Source organism: Bacillus sp. Marseille-Q3570, from assembly GCF_946151055.1.
Lineage (GTDB): Bacteria > Bacillota > Bacilli > Bacillales > Fictibacillaceae > Pseudalkalibacillus.
The window spans coordinates 107167-124672 of record NZ_CAMGYZ010000010.1; the positions used below are offsets into that span (position 1 = coordinate 107167).

At 43.8% G+C, this 17506-nt stretch carries 15 protein-coding genes; 13 read left to right on the forward strand and 2 right to left on the reverse strand.

Annotation, left to right across the window (positions count from 1 at the left end):
* Nucleotides 1-35 precede the first annotated feature (35 nt).
* The 10 genes from dgoD (at nt 36) to N8M93_RS16040 (ending at nt 13752) form a co-directional block, all read left to right on the forward strand.
* Nucleotides 36-1184, forward strand: a complete 1149-nt coding sequence (gene dgoD / locus N8M93_RS15995; protein ID WP_261133504.1) for a galactonate dehydratase — start codon at nt 36-38, stop codon at nt 1182-1184.
* Nucleotides 1178-2161, forward strand: coding sequence for a sugar kinase (locus N8M93_RS16000; RefSeq protein WP_314728296.1), 984 nt, complete (start codon nt 1178-1180; stop codon nt 2159-2161). Before dgoD ends, N8M93_RS16000 begins: the two co-directional genes overlap by 7 nt.
* 9 nt (nt 2162-2170) lie before the next feature.
* Nucleotides 2171-2773 carry a bifunctional 4-hydroxy-2-oxoglutarate aldolase/2-dehydro-3-deoxy-phosphogluconate aldolase gene (locus N8M93_RS16005; protein ID WP_261133506.1) on the forward strand — a complete coding sequence of 201 codons (603 nt, stop codon included), beginning with the start codon at nt 2171-2173 and terminating at the stop codon, nt 2771-2773.
* Between the two features lie 227 nt (nt 2774-3000).
* Complete coding sequence (locus N8M93_RS16010) at nt 3001-6057, forward strand: efflux RND transporter permease subunit (RefSeq protein WP_261133508.1); 3057 nt, start codon at nt 3001-3003, stop codon at nt 6055-6057.
* Between the two features lie 765 nt (nt 6058-6822).
* Nucleotides 6823-7821 carry a LacI family DNA-binding transcriptional regulator gene (locus N8M93_RS16015; protein WP_261133510.1) on the forward strand — a complete coding sequence of 333 codons (999 nt, stop codon included), beginning with the start codon at nt 6823-6825 and terminating at the stop codon, nt 7819-7821.
* A 59-nt stretch (nt 7822-7880) separates the two neighbouring features.
* Complete coding sequence (locus tag N8M93_RS16020) at nt 7881-9311, forward strand: aldehyde dehydrogenase family protein (RefSeq protein WP_261133511.1); 1431 nt, start codon at nt 7881-7883, stop codon at nt 9309-9311.
* Between the two features lie 15 nt (nt 9312-9326).
* Nucleotides 9327-9818 carry a hypothetical protein gene (locus N8M93_RS16025; RefSeq protein WP_261133513.1) on the forward strand — a complete coding sequence of 164 codons (492 nt, stop codon included), beginning with the start codon at nt 9327-9329 and terminating at the stop codon, nt 9816-9818.
* 107 nt (nt 9819-9925) lie between these two features.
* Entirely contained in the window at nt 9926-11422 is a 1497-nt protein-coding gene (locus N8M93_RS16030) for a sodium:solute symporter (RefSeq protein WP_261133515.1), read from the forward strand.
* Nucleotides 11423-11455: 33 nt separating this feature from the next.
* Entirely contained in the window at nt 11456-12631 is a 1176-nt protein-coding gene (locus N8M93_RS16035) for an iron-containing alcohol dehydrogenase (protein ID WP_261133516.1), read from the forward strand.
* A gap of 62 nt (nt 12632-12693) precedes the next feature.
* Entirely contained in the window at nt 12694-13752 is a 1059-nt protein-coding gene (locus N8M93_RS16040) for a tartrate dehydrogenase (RefSeq protein ID WP_261133518.1), read from the forward strand.
* A gap of 248 nt (nt 13753-14000) precedes the next feature.
* Here N8M93_RS16040 and N8M93_RS16045 read toward each other — a convergent pair whose 3' ends face one another.
* Complete coding sequence (locus tag N8M93_RS16045) at nt 14001-14699, reverse strand: DUF1287 domain-containing protein (protein ID WP_261133520.1); 699 nt, start codon at nt 14697-14699, stop codon at nt 14001-14003.
* A gap of 255 nt (nt 14700-14954) precedes the next feature.
* Here N8M93_RS16045 and N8M93_RS16050 point away from each other — a divergent pair, with 255 nt between their 5' ends.
* From N8M93_RS16050 to N8M93_RS16060, 3 genes are all read left to right on the forward strand, one after another.
* Entirely contained in the window at nt 14955-16160 is a 1206-nt protein-coding gene (locus N8M93_RS16050) for a S8 family peptidase (protein ID WP_261133522.1), read from the forward strand.
* A 297-nt stretch (nt 16161-16457) separates the two neighbouring features.
* A complete protein-coding gene (locus N8M93_RS16055; protein ID WP_261133524.1) occupies nt 16458-16718 on the forward strand; it encodes a hypothetical protein in 261 nt (86 codons plus the stop codon).
* Nucleotides 16719-17037: 319 nt separating this feature from the next.
* The gene (locus tag N8M93_RS16060; RefSeq protein WP_261133525.1) at nt 17038-17244 is read left to right on the forward strand and encodes a hypothetical protein; all 207 of its coding nucleotides are present in this window, start codon (nt 17038-17040) and stop codon (nt 17242-17244) included.
* Here N8M93_RS16060 and N8M93_RS16065 read toward each other — a convergent pair whose 3' ends face one another.
* Nucleotides 17245-17487 carry a hypothetical protein gene (locus N8M93_RS16065; RefSeq protein ID WP_261133527.1) on the reverse strand — a complete coding sequence of 81 codons (243 nt, stop codon included), beginning with the start codon at nt 17485-17487 and terminating at the stop codon, nt 17245-17247.
* Between the last annotated feature and the right edge of the window lie 19 nt (nt 17488-17506).

The following is a 17506-nucleotide window of genomic DNA, read 5'->3' on the forward strand; positions in this document are numbered from 1 at the left end:
CAATTTATCAAATGGATGAAATGGGGGGAATCCATATGAAAATAGTAGACTATGAACTATTCCAGGTACCACCACGTTGGTTGTTCCTGAAAATAGTAACCGATGAAGACCTCGTAGGATGGGGCGAACCGATCGTAGAGGGAAGGGCCAGGACAGTCAAAACAGCTGTGGAAGAACTGATGGATGGATTGATCGGCAAGGATCCGCTTCGGATTGAAGATCATTGGAACCTGTTATACCGATCAGGCTTTTATCGAGGCGGGCCGATCCTGATGAGTGCGCTGTCAGGGATCGACCAGGCTTTATGGGACATTAAAGGGAAATATCATCATGCGCCTGTCCATCAATTGATGGGAGGGCTGTGCAGGGATTCGATCCGTGTGTATACATGGATCGGAGGCGACAGGCCTTCTGATGTAGGTGATGCGGCGTGGAGAGCAGTATCCTCAGGCTTTACAGCCATCAAAATGAATGGGACAGAAGAACTCCAATACATCGATTCATACACGAAAATCGATGAAGCTGTGGCGAGGGTTGCTGCAGTGAGAGAGGCCGTCGGAGGTGATGTCGGGATCGGGATAGACTTCCATGGACGAGTCCATAAACCGATGGCAAAGGTTCTTGTGAAGGAGTTAGAGCCATATCGACCGATGTTCATTGAAGAGCCTGTCCTCCCTGAAAATAATGAAGCATTGAAAGAAGTGGCTAAACATACTTCGATTCCCATCGCAACGGGGGAAAGGATGTTTTCCAGGTGGGATTTCAAATCTCTCCTGGCTGAGGGGTCCGTCGATATCATACAGCCCGACTTGTCCCATGCAGGCGGGATCACCGAGACGAAAAAGATCGCAGGGATGGCTGAAGCGTTCGACGTCGCCCTTGCCCCGCACTGCCCTTTAGGTCCGATTGCATTGGCTTCTTGTCTACAGGTCGATGCCACATGCCATAATGCATTCATACAAGAACAAAGCCTCGGGATCCATTACAACAAGGAAAATGATCTTCTTGATTATATGGCTGATCGCACAGTATTCGATTACATGGATGGTCATGTCAAAATACCGGATGGTCATGGGTTAGGTATTGAAATCAATGAAGAATATGTTCGGAAAAGATCTCAAAGCGGTCATGATTGGAAAAATCCTGTTTGGCGTCATAAGGATGGAAGTATCGCAGAATGGTGATGGACAAACAGAATGAGAGGCAGGTGGAAGCTTTGGATCTCATAACGATCGGTGAAACGATGGTATTATTCGAACCATTTGATGATGGGACCATCCAATATTCCGGCGCATTCCATAAAAGGATTGGAGGAGCAGAATCGAATGTAGCGATTGGATTAAGCAAACTTGGTCATTCTGTATCCTGGGTCAGCAGACTTGGAGATGACCCATTCGGCCGCTATATTCATGCATATGTCCGAGGCGAAGGAGTCGATGTAAGCCAGGTGAAGTTCGATTCGAGCGCCTCGACCGGAATCTATTTCAAAGAAAAAGGGAGCTTCAATCAGACCCTTGTCCATTATTATCGTAAACAGTCTGCAGCCAGTAACATGAAACCTGGGGATCTTGAGGAAGGATTGATCAAGAAGGCGAAATACCTTCATATAACTGGAATCACACCTGCTCTCAGTACGAGTTGCCATCAAACCATCCTTCATGCAGTCAAGGTAGCGAAGGAAAACGGAGTGAAGATCATTTTCGACCCGAACCTACGGAAGAAAGTATGGGGCGAGGTTGATTATATTCCGATCATGAAAGAGCTGATCAGACAATCGGATTATTTCCTTCCTGGAACAGAGGAGTTGCATGATTTATTCCCCAAAAGGAATGTAAAAGGGATCATTGAAGAACTGTTGGATCAGGTGGAGGCGGTAGTCCTGAAAAAAGGTGCTGAAGGTGCTTCCTATCATACGAAGGAGGAATCCTCTGAAGTCAACGGCTATCCGAATGACCAGGTGAAAGATCCTGTTGGTGCGGGAGATGGATTCGCAACCGGCTTCATCTCTGGATTACTCGATGGACTCACCCTCTATGATTCCATTAAGAGGGCAAATTTGATCGGTTCTATGGTGACCATGGTGAAAGGTGATTGTGAAGGGCTGCCTTCCAGGAAAGAGCTGTTAAGTTTCACGAAAAATACGAGAGATGTTCAAAGGTAGGAATCCATCATGTTAATTGATAAATTGAAGAAAGACAAAGTTGTCGTCATTTTTCGGAATGTGCCTCAGGTTGAATTGAGGGGTATGGTCGACCTTCTGCTCAAACAAGGATTGAATATCATGGAAGTTACTCTGGACAGCCCAGGAGCACTGGACTCCATCCATTCGTTGAAGAAGGAGTATGGAGATGAGATCGTCCTTGGCGCAGGAACGGTCACTACCGTTGATGCGGTCAAGGCTGCACAGGAGTCAGGGGCCGAGTTCATCATCTCACCCCATGTTGATCGACAGGTCATACATGCTGCTAAAGAGAAAGGTTTGTATAGCATTCCTGGCGCGATGACACCGACTGAAATATATCATGCCGACTCCGCAGGGGCAGATATGATCAAAATTTTTCCGGCATCTACTTTGGGTCCTGACTATATCAAACAATTGCGCGGACCTTTCTCAAACCTATCCTATATGGCGACAGGCGGGGTGAATGAGCATAATGCTGATGCGTTCCTGAAAAGTGGAGCTGCTGTATTGGGAATCGGATCAGCATTGACGAAGCTTGGAGATAAAGATGTTGAGGCATTCATCAAGAAATTGAAATCAATCCATATATGAGATATATCCGAGAGCCAATGATAAAAATGACTTAAAAGCGCTGCTGTTCACCCAGCAGGCTTTTTTTATTTTCATAGGGTAACGACAATCCCTTTTTGAAATATTTAAAGAATAACTTAATTTCCCCTTAAATATACTACTTATTGTTGTTTGCGTAATACAAAAGTATTACAATAGACCTTATTAATGGAAAAATATGAAAAATGTATGGGTTTGGGGGAGAACAAATGAGGTTGCTTCAGTTATTTTTGAAACGTAAGATCATTGTTGGATTATTATTTGTTTTTGTACTTATTACAGGCAGCTTTGCAACCATGAAGCTGGATAAAGAACTGATGCCTCCGGTTGACTTTGATGGAGCATTTGTAGATGTCATGGCTGGAGAAATGAATGCCTTTGAAGTGGAACGCTTGATTACAAACCCGATTGAACAAAGGCTTTCGGGTATTGAGGGAGTCGAGGAAATCAATTCGACGACCAACATCGGGAGAGTCAGCTTCGAACTTGCTTTTGAAAGCGGGCGTGGAGACGATGTCTTCCGAGAGGTCGAATCTACACTCAATGCCATGCAGCCGGAGTTGCCAGGTGTAGAAGACGTACATGCGATGAAGTTTTCGACAAACCAGCCGTTTGAATTTTATATGTCTCTATCAAATGGTTCAATGGAAGAGATGACGAAGTTTGCGAAAGAAACACTCAAGCCGCGTCTTGAGGAATTACCTGAGGTCCGTGAAGTGGATTTCATGGGACTTGAAGAAAAAGAAGTACTCGTTGAACTCGACCGTGCTAAGTTACTAGAATACCAGTTGGATCCTTCACAAATCATGGGCTTGATCCAAAGCGAGAACGCTGAATCTTCACTCGGAGAATTGAGTGATGATGAAAACCGGCCGACTTTACGGTGGGATACGGCTTTCACAAATGTAGATGACTTGAAGAACCTACATATCCCAACAGCTGACGGCATTGAAACACTGGATACCTTTGCTGATATCAAACTTCAAGCTTCGGAAAACACATCTTCTGTTTGGAAGGATGGATCCGACGAGTTTATTTTTGTCCAAGTTGGACGCGTAGCAGATGTCACGCAAATCGAGATGGCTGAAGCTGTCCGAGCAGAAGTTTCTAAGATCCGCGAAGATAACGAGGTGCAGGGATTCAACCTTGACGAAGTCGTGGCACAGGCAGATTATGTAGAAGACGCGATCAGCGGCGTTACGGACAACATCATCATTGGGGCGATTGTCGCTTTAGTGATCCTTTTGCTCTTTTTACGAAATATCAGAGCGACGATCATCATCGGTCTTTCGATTCCGACATCGGTATTACTTACATTTTTATCGATGTGGCTGTTGAATTACAGCTTCAACATGCTCAGCCTGATCGCTCTTGGACTCGGGATCGGGATGATGGTTGATTCATCTATTGTCATCCTGGAATCGATTTACAGGAAAAAGGAACAAGGTTTTGAAAATGTGCAGGCTGTATTGGAAGGAACAAGAGAGGTTGCTACAGCTGTTTTTGCATCGATGCTGACGACCATTGTCGTGTTTTTGCCGATCGGCTTGATGGGTGGAGAAGTCGGTAAATTCATGATCATTCTTTCTGTGGTCATCGCTGTTACGCTGATAAGTTCAGTGATCATTGCCTTCACGCTGATTCCGACGCTTTCTGAGAATTTTTTACGATTGAAAAAGAAGAAAGAGCATCAAAAAGAAAATCTTCTCATTAGAAAATATGGAAGCACAGTTGCATGGATGTCTAAGAAAAAACGGAACCGATTCGGTATGATTGGATTGTTTTTCTTGATACTTGTAAGCTCATTATTTTTAGTGACGAAAATCCCGATGACGATCATGCCGGATATGTATAATCGTTATTCGGAAGTCATGATCAATTTGGAACCTGGGGTTTCATTGGATGATCGCAGGGAAGTGGTCGAGGAGTTGAGCGAGCGTTTATCCTCGATTCAGGATGTGGATAGTCATTACGTCATCGATAGTGGAAACTTCTTTTTCCTATTAATCAACATGACGAAAGATGATGCTGTTACCCGAGAGCAGGCTGATGTAAATGAAGATATATTGAACTCCCTTCGCGAATTGTCGGATAGCCATCCGGTTAAAAATGTCGCTGATGTCATGTCAGCTGGCGGTGGTTCTCCTGTACAGATCAATGTCAAAGGGGAGAATTTTGAGGATTTACGTTTGATAACAGACGATTTGACGGCTGAATTGAGCAAGATTGATGGAATCGTCGGCGTCACAAGTACAAATGAACGTCAATCTCTGGAACAAAGAATCGTGTTGAAGCAGGATGTCATTGAAGACGATGGTTTGACCTCACAACAGATCAAACAATCCATCGAGCAATTATCGATGGTAATGCCAATCGGCGAAATGAATACTGAAGGCGAAATTGTGCCGATCAAATTAGGAATCAATGAGAAGCTGACTACCCAGGCAGATCTTCTTGATTTGGAGATCCCTACGGCTGCAGGAATGAAGAAACTATCTAACTATGTGGAGCTTGAATCAGCAGAGGTTCCTAATCAGATTTCACATCTGGATGGCGAACGCTTCGTAACGATCCAGGCGGATATTGAAGGGCGTGACCTTGGTGCCATCAACCGAGACGTGCAAAAAGTGATCGACTCTTATGATTCCTCATCAGGTTATACAGTAGCCACTGCGGGAGATTTAGAGCAGCAGCAGGAATTGATTCAAGAGATGCTTATGATCCTGGCTATTGCGATTTTCCTAGTGTATGTGGTCATGGCGATCCAGTTCAACAATCTTTCGCATCCGCTTGTCGTCATGTCAGTGATTCCAATGACCGTAGTAGGTGTCATCCTCGGCTTGTTCATTACACAAAGCGAGCTGAGTACGATGTCGGGCATGGGAATCATCATGCTCATTGGAATTGTGTTGAACAATGCGATTTTGCTGATCGATCGTACGAAACAGTTGCGGAATGCAGGCTATAATGCGGCTGAAGCACTTATTGAGGCTGGTAAAAATCGTATGCGTCCAATCTTCATGACGACCTTGACGACAGCTGGGGCAATGATGCCGTTAGCTTTTGCTACCGGGGCCTCTGGTAATTATCAGGCGCCGCTTGCAATCGTCGTCATTTCTGGCTTGTTGTTTGCGACGATGATTACGCTCGTCTTGATTCCAGCTGTTTATATGTTATACAGCGACATCGGCAGAGGGTTCAAACGAATCTTCAGAAGGAAAAAGAAGCATAAGAAAAAGGAAGAAGCTGTAGAACAAGCAAGCTGAGGTTGTTAAAAGTGGAACCACATCGGTCGGAATGGCCGGTGTGGTTTTTTGTTAATAAACGTACTAGGTTTCGTATAGTATTTGATTTAAATAAGCCGTACCTTCACCCCTCAACGGATCGATGTGCGTCTATATTTTATTCCCGGCTTATTAAACTAAAGTCCCCCGATTGAGAAAGAATGACTTATTTTAAAACCTAACGGACACAGGGGGCCTTATTTTTATGAAATACATGTGTTTATATAATCTAACGGACATAGGAGACCTTATTGGCTCCAAAATCATCAAAAACAATAGACTTTTTTACGAATAACGTCTCTGGTGTCCGTTAGCAAACTGAAATTGGCTTTTTTGTCACAAATAACGGCTCTCCTGTCCGTTAAGCCCCATCTGTATTCCTTCTTCAACAATGCTGTCATATAATTTAACGTTCTATTTGAGCAATAATCCTTATTTATCAACAAAAATAGTGCCGCAAATTGCTATGCAATTCGGGGCACATTTTAGTCTGCGTTATTAATGTTTGTGATAGGTAACGGAACAGGTTAACCAATTGTTCTGGTTTTCTATTGAACAAAGTTCATTTGTCACAGACTCTTCTGTATAAGCCCAACTAAGGCTCAGCCTGCGCCAGAGGCTTGGCTTTGCAAGTTTTCTAACATGGACTACCAAAACTAATTTTCAGAAAATTGTTGACATGAAGTTATTTTTTTATTAAGGTGTTAGACAAGAAGTTGTGAATACGTATTCATAGGAGAAAAGGCTATGGTCTCATCAAAAGATGTTGCAAAACACGCTGGAGTTTCCCAGTCTACAGTATCAAGAGTTATGAATGATCCATCGAAAGTCAGCAAGGTGGCACGTGAGAGCGTTATTAAAGCTATGGAGGAATTGAACTATCGTCCGAATTCCATTGCTCGCTCCCTCGTTAATAAGAAGACAAAGTCGATCGCATTGATTTCTGGTCCATTACACAACCCATTTTTCGTGGAAACGACTACTTCAATCGTCAACTATGCTAAGCGACATGGTTATCATACGAATGTTCACTTCGAGAATTATGGAGATAACATGTCTGTTTATAAAGATGTGCTCAGCCACCAGGTTGACGGGATCATCCTTTCTTCGATTTTCTACGACGATCCGATTTTCGAAGAATTGCAGAAGCTTGAAATCCCATCTATGATGTTCAATCGTAAACATCGTAAAGGCGGGCATTTTGTCGAGATTGATAACATCGCTGCCGGAAAGATGGCGACTGAACACCTATTGGAACTTGGACATAGAGATATCGCCTGGATTGGAGGAGGTTTGAAAACGTCGACTTTCCACGGTAGGAACAAAGGGTATCATGATGCTCTTGCTGTACGAGGAATTGAAGTGCCCGATCATTTTATCCAAGTGACAGACACAACAGCTGGAGAAATCCAACGGGCATTGGAATCAATGCTAGCTAGAAAACGTCGTCCAACTGCCATTTTTGCTGCTACGGATTCGATTGCTATTTTCATTCTCGACTACCTTCATGAAAAAGGGTATTCCGTCCCGGAAGATATCAGCATGATCGGAATGGATAATATCGAATGGAGCTCCCATAAAAGTTTCAATTTGACAACAGTTGGACCTGGAAGTTCAGAAAACCTTGGCCAATTGGCGATTGAAAACTTATTAGATTTAATGGAATTAGAAAAGATTGAGGAAGAAATCAATATTACGATTCAACCAGAATTGTATATCAGAGAGACAACAAAGGAACTTACCTAGTCTCTCTCTTTTTTCAGATATTTTGAATACGTATTCATAAAAGAGTGGAGGGGAAATTTATGAAAAAAGGCTTATTTATTGATGGTAAAGAAGTTGTATCTACGAATACGTATGCAGTCATACAGCCGCATACAGAAGATGAAATCGCCCGGGTGGCAGATGCAACAGAGCAGGAAATGCAGAAAGCTATCGATCATGCGTATGAAGCTTTCGAAGAAATGAAAGCGCTAACAGCGAATGAACGTGCTGAAATACTTTATAAAGCTGCTGATTTACTGGAGGAGAATAAAGAAGATTTTTCCAGAGTTATTGCGTTAGAAGCCTGTAAGCCGATTACTGCCGCAAGAGGAGAAATTGACCGCTCAGTGCAAACCTTGCGTTTTTCCGGAGAAGAGGCGAAGCATATTGCTGGTGAATACATTCCGCTCGATGCAGCAAAAGGAGGAGAAGGGCGCGATGCTTACACGATCCATGAGCCGATCGGTGTAGTCGGCGCTATCACGCCATTCAACTTTCCGCTTAATCTCGTCGTTCATAAAGTCGGACCAGCGCTTGCTTCGGGGAACACGATCATTGTAAAACCAGCAGAGCAAACACCGCTTACAAGCTTGAAGTTAGCTGAACTGTTTACAAAGGCTGGCTTACCTGATGGTGCTTTCAATGTCGTTCCAGGTGAAGGTCCTAAGCTCGGAAAAGTGATGCTCGATGACCCTCGTGTCCAAAAGATTTCTTTCACAGGTAGCCCTCAAGTCGGAAAGCTGATCAAAAGCCAGGCAGGATTGAAAAGGGTGACGCTTGAACTTGGGAGTAATTCTGCCCTTTATGTGGATGCTTCTGTAAAGGATTCACTTGAGCAAGTAGCTGAAAAGGCAGTTACTGGTGCATTCATCTACAATGGTCAGGTTTGTATCAGTACTCAACGAATTTATGTCCATGAAGATGTGTTTGAAGGTTTTAAACAATCTTTTGTTGAGAAAACGAATAAAGTGACGTTTGGCGATCCGCTTGATGATAAGACGATGGTGACCAGCTTGATCAACCGAAAATCACAAGAACGTATTCTAAGTTGGATTGATGAAGCAATTGAAAATGGAGCGACTCTTCTGACGGGAGGAGAGAGGAAAGCGAGTGGTATTCTCCCGACGGTCCTAACAGGTATTCAAACATCGGACAAGGTGTCCTGTCAGGAGATTTTCGGGCCTGTCGTGGTTTTACAACCAGTCGAAAATCATGAGGAAGCTCTTCGCATGATGAACGAAAGTGATTTCGGTCTAAATGCAGGGGTTTTCACAAACAACTTGCAACAAGCACTGAAGATCGCTCATGGTCTTGATGTCGGACAAGTCCTTGTAAATGATGTTCCTACGACCCGATTCGATCACATGCCATACGGAGGGGTGAAGGATTCCGGTTATGGGCATGAGGGAATCAAATACGCCATTAAAGAGATGACACGGCTTAAGATGATCAGCCTGAACTACCGCTTTTAAAATGAGGTGATAAAAATGAAGGCGTTACCAATTCAAGACAGGCAATCCAATAACCCTAGAGAGCTATTACTCTATTATCCGTACCTTTTTTCAAAGTGGAATGTGGAGTACAAGCCGTTCATAGGTCGTAAAAGAACCGATCTCCGTTTCCTGATGACCAATCTTGTAAGAGGTGAAACATCGATGTTGGATCAGCTTCTTGAGACGGAAAATACAGAGATCGACCCTGAAATCATCCTTTCTCAAAAATGGACTGCGAACGATGCGTTAGAAGAAGGGCATGAATTTCTAAGAAGGCACTACATTCATAAAATCCGTTCCTGGAGTGTTCCGAAAATCAACCAGGTTGAATCTTTTCTAATCTACTTGCCTTACGAGATCTATATAGAGGAGGTGAAGAAAAAGCCTCAACTTATACTCTATGAGTCTATCTCGGCACAAATTGATAGAGTTGATCGCTATCCTGAAATTAAAAATTTCTTAAATACAAGGGGTGTATGTTCATGACGTTCTTATATATTATGGCAACTCTCATTTTGGGAACTTGGGGTATCATGGCTTTCATTTTATTCAAGACAAACCTATTAGATGACAAAGAGTGAGGGGTGTAGACTATGGAAAATGCGATTGTGACTTATTCTTGGATTCTGATGTCCGTCTTTTTGCTTGGCATGATCATATTCGGATATATCGGGATGAGGAAAACAAAGAACTCGGATGACTTCGCGACAGCGCGTTCGAGTTATGGACCGATGACGGTAGCCCTCGTCATTGCTGCAGGTGTCTCGAGTGGATCTACTTTCATGGGGATGCCGGGGCTTGCTTATGACCTTGGCACACCGAGTCTTTGGTACCCACTTTTGTATCCGATTGCAACAGTGTTCGGGATGCTGTTTGTGGCAAAAGCGATCAAACGTTATGGGGATGAATTCGGAACACGTACTATCCCTGAGTTTTTAGGAGATCGCTTTAATAGTGAATTTTTACGTATTGTACTGACGATCATTTCAATTCTCTTGATTTTCTATGTCGTCTCTCAATTTGTTGCGGCTGCAACGATGTTCCAGACTATGATGGGTGTGAAATATGAAGTGGGGCTTTTCATCACTGGTATCGTCCTTGCGATCTATGTTTTCATGGGTGGCTCACACTCAGATATCATGACCGATGCAGTCCAAGGGTTCTTGATGGTCATCACCGCACTGGTTGTATTACTTTGCTTTTTATTTAGTGTCGGTGTGGATGGTAATTTTGGTGATATGATTCAACTTATCAAAGAACGAAACCCAACTGGAGCTTTCGATCAACTTTTCATTCCTGGGGATAATACGTATGGAGCTTTCTGGCTTGTAGCGTTGCTATTCGTTGCCCACTTGCCGTTCAGTGTCCTGCCGCACCTTGGTAATAAATTCATGGCGGTCCGATCGAACAAGGAAATGAAGAAGCTCATTATGTATTGTACGATTTTCGCGACAATCTTGCCGCTAATGGCTCTTGGTGGAATGTTGGGTATAGCGGTTATAGATCCAGGGGCGAATATTGCACCAGACCAAATTATCCCTGTACTCTTCAGTGAAATATTCCCACCGTTTGTAGCTGCATTTTTTGCGGTTGCCGTCTTATCTGCGGTAATGTCCACATCAGATGGTTTGATTGTTTCATTGACACAGTTGCTTGCTAATGACCTGTATCGCAAAACGATTGTGCCGCGGATCAAAATTTCAAAAGAGAAGGCTGAAAGGAACGAGCTGCTGATCAGTCGATACTCAACTTTCCTAGTGATCATTGCAGGTATTATGTTTGCCTGGTCGCCGCCGAAATTTTTATCTGTATTCATGTGGATTGGGATCGGTGGAATTGTATCTGCGACAGCAGGACCGCTGATCGTAGGAGCACTATGGAAACGTGCTACCAAGAAAGGGGCGATCTTTTCATTGCTGGCAGGTACGTTGACTTATTGGTTCGTTTATTTGCCGTTCGGACTTAATTTTACAAATCCATTCGGTGCAGCAGGGCTTGGCGTTCTTGTTGGTATGATTACCATGTTTGTCTATACGAAACTAGCAACACCTGTGGTTTCAGAAGAAAATGATGAACGGCTTACTGGGTAGATAGATTTAGATAATAAATTTGGAGGAGATACCATGCATTCATTCGTTTCACCCTTAACATTGATAACAGGAGAAGGATCTGTCAAGAACGTAGCTGAGATCGTTCATAAGTTCAAAGCCAAAAAAGTGATGATTTTTGCAGATCCTGTCGTTGTTGAGGTAGGACTTTCTCAAGGGGTTGAAGAAGTATTGGAAACAGAAGGGGTAGAGTACTCCTTGTATACTGAGATCCAACCAGAACCACCTTTGAATGTGGGAGATGATGCCGTAAATGCGGTACGTGAATTTGGTGCAGACCTTGTCATCGGGATCGGTGGCGGAAGCTGCCTCGATATCACAAAAGCGGCTTCAGTACTTGCGAAAAATGAAGGAACTGTTGAGGAGTATTTGAATTTATCAGGTACGAAAACATTAAGTGACAGAGGCTTACCTAAAGTGTTGATCCCGACGACTGCCGGCACTGGAGCAGAGATTACAGATATCGCCGTATTCTCATTAGAAGATACGAAAGATGTAATCACACATGAGTATTTACTTGCAGATGTCGCGATTATCGATCCTGAGTTGACCTATACGTTACCATCAAGGGTGACTGCTTCAAGTGGAGTTGATGCATTGACACACGCAATCGAAGCTTATGTCTCAGTAAACGCGACCGACCTTACAGATGCGCTCGCGCTTGAAGCGATTCGGAAAATAACGAAAAACCTCCGAACTGCAGTATGGCATGGCTCTGATAAAGAAGCCCGGCGGGAAATGGCGTGGGGAAGCATGATCGCAGGGTTAAGCTTTTATAATGCTGGAGTAGCAGGCGTTCATGCATTGGCATACCCGCTCGGTGGTTTGTTCAAAATTCCGCATGGTGAATCTAATGCGGTTCTACTACCTTATGTTTTCGATTATATTTGGCCAGCATGCTTACCGAAAATGAAAGTGCTAGCTCATGAGTTCGGTCTACCGACGGAAGAAAAGAGTGATAGGGAGTTAGCGGTTTCTGTAGTAAAAGCGTTGCAAGATCTAGTAAAAGATGTCGGGCTTCCAACGACACTGGAACAATACGGTATCAAAGAGAGTGATTTAGATACGCTTGCGAAAAATGGAATCGAGCAGAAACGCCTTCTTGTAAGAAGTCCGAAAAAATACACGTTAGAATCAACAAGAGATGTTTATGGAGCTGCCTTTAAGGGCGAGCTTAAGCTTGGTAAGTAATTTATTATGTTGAGACCCCTGTTTTTTGGGGTTTCTTCTTCATTTACGTAGGAGGGCTTGAAATGAAAACGTATGAGATCGGCGTTGTTCCAGGTGATGGAGTCGGAACAGAGGTCATGCCTGGAACGTTAGACGTATTGGATACTTTGGCTGAGGTGCACGGCGGCTTCAAGTTCAAATATAGCCACTATCCATGGAGCTGTGAGTATTATCTCGAACATGGTGAGATGATGCCTGAGGATGGATTGGAGAGGTTGTCACAGCATAATGCGGTTTTCCTGGGGGCTGTCGGGAATCCGAAGCTGGTTCCGGATCATATTTCACTATGGGGGCTTTTGATCAAAATACGGCGGGAATTCGAGCAAGTGATCAATGTCAGACCAGCCAAGCAATTACCTGGCATCGAGTCTCCTCTTCAAAATCCGGACGGTTTTGATTTTGTCATTGTCCGCGAGAACAGTGAAGGGGAGTACAGTGAGGTGGGTGGTACGATTCACCGTGGTGAAGATGAAATTGCAATCCAGAATAATATTTTTACGAAAAAAGGGACAGAGCGTGTGTTGCGGTTTGCGTTCGAGCTGGCGAAACAGCGGCGAGGAAAGCTGACGAGTGCGACGAAATCCAATGGTATCGTCCATTCGATGCCATTCTGGGACAGGACTGTAAAAGAAGTGGCAGATAATTATCCTGATATTGAGGTAGAATCAACGCATATTGACGCGTTATCCGCCTTTTTTGTGACGAAGCCGGAGGCATTTGATGTTGTGGTCGCAAGCAATTTGTTCGGGGATATCCTGAGTGATATTGGTGCTGCGATCATGGGCAGCATCGGTGTAGCCCCAGCAGCGAACATCAACTTGAACGGAAAATATCCATCTATGTTCGAACCTGTACATGGATCGGCTCCGGATATCGTCGGGAAAGGAATCGCGAATCCAATAGGGCAGATCTGGACCGGAAAAATGATGCTGGAGCATTTGGGTGAGAAAAAAGCGGCTGATCATCTTTTGAAGGCTGTGGAAGACGTTCTGGCAGATGGCGTCAAAACCCCGGATTTGAAAGGGAATGCGATAACTACTGATGTCATCAGCGAAATCAAAACGCGTATAACTGGATTGTAAAATGTGAGAGGATGGTCATGTCGCCATCCTCTTTTTAATGTAGAAAGTGTGTCGGAAAAAGAAAGCGGTCTATAGTCGTTCTCCAGACGAGATTTGTCAGGTTGAGCTTGTAAAATCCTGTGATTTGAAGCAGATAAATGAAGGTTCTTCCATGTTTAATGTGAAAAATGGCAAATCAGGTGTCAGGCACCGAAACGGATCCCTTGAGGGAGTAGGGTTATCAAAACATGCCAGGCACCACCTACACTTCAGTAGTTCCATCTGTAGTGTCCTGCGATTGGTGTTCTGAAGGAAGTGAGCTTTACTTCGGCTGCAAATGGTTGATTGTTATGGATGACATAAGGTGTGCCGTCTTTCGCACGTTTATCGGATATGATGGCGACGTGGTGGAAACCATCCAGGAATAAGACGATATCACCCGGCTGCCACTGCTTCAAGTTCTCAACATCTCCTGGAATCAGTTCGGTCGTCAACGATTCTGCAAAGCGTTCGAAGTAGACGAATTGATTCGGCACCCTTCGAAAATCGATATTCGGGTCTGGTGCGTTATTCACCCTTGGATATAGATCCGTATGTTCAGCAATATCCTCGTCCATCAGTTCTTTTAATGCGATACCCGCCCCGAATAACCCACGCCAAATCACATCTGTACACACGCCTTCATCTTCCGGCGGGTAACCGCCAGCATAATACGCACTTTTATATTTTGTACGCTGTTCAACTTCTTTCCGGGCAGCATTAACGATATCGATCGGATCTTCTACGCCATTGTTATTTGCATCGATGGCGGAATGATTTTGCGGTACAACAAGCGTTTTAGAAAAAGGATGATTAAAATGTACGCCGAGAGAATCCAGAATGATTCCGTCTCTGAAAAAGAGGGCGAAAGAAAGAATACCAATGATTATGATTCCTGAAATGAGACCGACTCTTTTTAATCCCTTCAAATCTTACACCCCCTTCTTTCCCATAAATATCCTTATCTAGATTATAAATCAAATTATGCTAAAAAGGAGAGTTTCCAAACTTTTTTACATTAGTTGGTTTTCAGTAGCAACTAATCTTTTTATATTGGGAAAAAAGTCCCTGGAGGACCCCGAATTTACCACTGAAATTACTTGGTATTTCCCAATAGCGGTTTCGCAGGATTTTACACATTTTGACTGAATTTGTTTATGAATACATTTTGAGGGAGGAATAGGATGAAATTCAAAAAACTTGCTACACTGTCACTTGCTGCGTCAATGGCCCTTTTTCCAATGGTAGGGGAGGCTGCAGTCAGTGATCAGCTGGAAGCTCCAGAAAAGTCGAATGTCGTCAATGTCTCTGATGAAGTAGGAAAGTATGTAAAAGGGGAGGTCATCGTCAAGTTTAAAGACCAGGCTGCGAAATCAGCTCAAAGCAGTGCGTTGAGCAAAATCGGAGCTAAAGAGGTTGCTGATGATGACGCAGTGAAATCTGACTTCAAAGTTTTAAAGGTTGGTAATGTTGAAGCGGCTGTCAAAGCACTCGAAAAGAATCCGAATGTGGAGTACGCTGAGCCGAACTACTCGTTCAAAGTGAACTGGACTCCGAATGATACGTATTATAGTGGGTATCAGTATGGACCACAGAACACAGATACACCAAGAGCCTGGGACATTGCCAGAGGAAGCAGTGGACAAGAAATCGCTGTTCTGGACACTGGAGTAGATTACTATCACCCTGATCTAGACGGTAAAACGATCCGCGGGTATGACTTTGTCGATAATGACTGGACGCCGACGGATCTGAATGGACACGGTACACACGTAGCAGGTACAGCAGCTGCTGAGACGAACAATGGTCAAGGTGTTGCAGGTATGGCTCCAAATACGAAGATCCTTGCTGTTAGAGTCTTAGATGCGAATGGTAGTGGTTCTCTTGCTGATATAGCTGACGGTATCCGTTACGCTGCTGATGCTGGGGCAGAAGTTATCAATCTATCATTAGGTTGTGACTGTAGTACGACGACTCTTCAAAATGCTGTCAATTACGCTTGGAACCAGGGATCTGTCCTTGTCGCCGCTGCAGGTAATGATGGTGTAAGCACAACATTCGAGCCAGCATCTTATTCGAATGTTATCGCGGTTGCAGCAGTTGATCGTTATGATAGCTTAGCTTCATTCTCCAACTATGGATCTTGGGTAGATGTAGCAGCACCTGGTGTTGATATTGCGTCTACATACCCGAACAACGGTTATGTTTACATGTCTGGTACGTCAATGGCATCTCCACATGTTGCTGGTCTTGCAGGTCTATTGGCAGGACAAGGCCGAAGCAATTCACAAATCCGTGCTGCAATCGAGAATACTGCTGACAACATCAGCGGTACAGGTTATTATTTCGCACATGGAAGAATCAACTCTTACGATGCTGTAAGATACTAGAATATAAGATTAATCTATCTTTTCAAGAAGGTCTTATCCATTACGGGTAAGGCCTTTTACTTGTTTCTTCTTTCCTCAGGCGATCCTCAAAGCTCCTTATTTATTGCTCGATGCAGGGACTTGCCTGGATCGTTTTCCTGCAGGAATATCATAAAATTCCCTTTAGGAATCTCTATCAATGTAAAAAATCCATTGATGTCTATGAAAATTTTCTATGAATCTAGTCTATTGACCGTTACGGAATCTTACAATCTCAATATACTAGTATTACTCCTAGTAAAAAGGAGGCTAAAATTAATGAGTCTTGAAAATCGTGAAAAAGAAATAAGAGCAGCAATCGATGCTGCTGTTGACGCAGCAATGGCAGCTTTGAAAGAAGGTGGGCCATCTGCTGCAGCAGTAGCGATTCGAGAAAAAGACTTAGCAGCTGCTTTGTCTGTTGCAATTGGAGATGACCCAACGGCAACAGCGATAGCGACTGCCATCAACAACGTTTTCGAAGAATATCGATTACCGATCCGAACACTTACACCACCTCCCCCTATTGTATTTCCATAGCCTGAGATTGACCTCGTGAAAGTTTTCGTTGAATCTGCGTTTCGTTTCCTCTAGTAATCGAGTTCTATTTTCAAGAAAAGAAAGGCTGGTTTTGCACCTCATCCGTTATGTAATTGAATCAATAGAATTTTTTTACTAGAGTCGGACAAGCGCTGTTTTTCCTATTAAAGGCAGTGATCATAGTGTCGGTCAAGGAAGTAATCGATGTATGAAGATTTGCGGCTGCAATTACAGTCGTAAACAGGTGTGCAAGGTGGATGGATACGCGGACTTCACCTTGTACACTCTAACACTTTCTATTTTTTAAGGAGGTGAAAATATGGGATTCTTTAAAAATAACAACAATAACAACGCTGTCATGGGTGCACAAAATGGTAACAATAATGAAGAAGAACAAAAGCGTTCAGTAGCATTCGCTAAAGCTAAGCGTGATAAAGCGATTGCTTTTGCAGCAACTGGAGTCGATATCGAGCGTCTGCTTGAAGCGATCGGTGGCGCAGAAGATGACGGCAATGGAAATTGCTGATCATAGCAATAAATAAGAGTACCGGCACTCACCCTGCTGGTACTTTTTATTATATTTAGAAGAATATCGGTGCCAAAGAACATCGGTGCCAGGCACCCCTTCAGAAGCCTTGGCGAAGAAGGGGTTCACATCGGTGCCAGGCACCATTTCAGAAGCGTTGGCGGAGAAGGGGTTCACATCGGTGCCAGGCACCATTTCAAAATCGTTGTGGGAGAAGGGGTTTGCAACTGTGCCAGGCACCATCCCGGCACCATCCCAGAAG

What these genes read in the sequence shown, in the direction of transcription:
- dgoD (WP_261133504.1), top strand. Translation starts at nt 36, where the DNA reads ATGAAAATAGTAGACTATGAACTATTCCAGGTACCACCACGTTGGTTG.
- N8M93_RS16000 (WP_314728296.1), top strand. Translation starts at nt 1,178, where the DNA reads ATGGTGATGGACAAACAGAATGAGAGGCAGGTGGAAGCTTTGGATCTC.
- N8M93_RS16005 (WP_261133506.1), top strand. Translation starts at nt 2,171, where the DNA reads ATGTTAATTGATAAATTGAAGAAAGACAAAGTTGTCGTCATTTTTCGG.
- N8M93_RS16010 (WP_261133508.1), top strand. Translation starts at nt 3,001, where the DNA reads ATGAGGTTGCTTCAGTTATTTTTGAAACGTAAGATCATTGTTGGATTA.
- N8M93_RS16015 (WP_261133510.1), top strand. Translation starts at nt 6,823, where the DNA reads ATGGTCTCATCAAAAGATGTTGCAAAACACGCTGGAGTTTCCCAGTCT.
- N8M93_RS16020 (WP_261133511.1), top strand. Translation starts at nt 7,881, where the DNA reads ATGAAAAAAGGCTTATTTATTGATGGTAAAGAAGTTGTATCTACGAAT.
- N8M93_RS16025 (WP_261133513.1), top strand. Translation starts at nt 9,327, where the DNA reads ATGAAGGCGTTACCAATTCAAGACAGGCAATCCAATAACCCTAGAGAG.
- N8M93_RS16030 (WP_261133515.1), top strand. Translation starts at nt 9,926, where the DNA reads ATGGAAAATGCGATTGTGACTTATTCTTGGATTCTGATGTCCGTCTTT.
- N8M93_RS16035 (WP_261133516.1), top strand. Translation starts at nt 11,456, where the DNA reads ATGCATTCATTCGTTTCACCCTTAACATTGATAACAGGAGAAGGATCT.
- N8M93_RS16040 (WP_261133518.1), top strand. Translation starts at nt 12,694, where the DNA reads ATGAAAACGTATGAGATCGGCGTTGTTCCAGGTGATGGAGTCGGAACA.
- N8M93_RS16050 (WP_261133522.1), top strand. Translation starts at nt 14,955, where the DNA reads ATGAAATTCAAAAAACTTGCTACACTGTCACTTGCTGCGTCAATGGCC.
- N8M93_RS16055 (WP_261133524.1), top strand. Translation starts at nt 16,458, where the DNA reads ATGAGTCTTGAAAATCGTGAAAAAGAAATAAGAGCAGCAATCGATGCT.
- N8M93_RS16060 (WP_261133525.1), top strand. Translation starts at nt 17,038, where the DNA reads ATGGGATTCTTTAAAAATAACAACAATAACAACGCTGTCATGGGTGCA.
- N8M93_RS16065 (WP_261133527.1), bottom strand. Translation starts at nt 17,487, where the DNA reads ATGGTGCCTGGCACAGTTGCAAACCCCTTCTCCCACAACGATTTTGAA.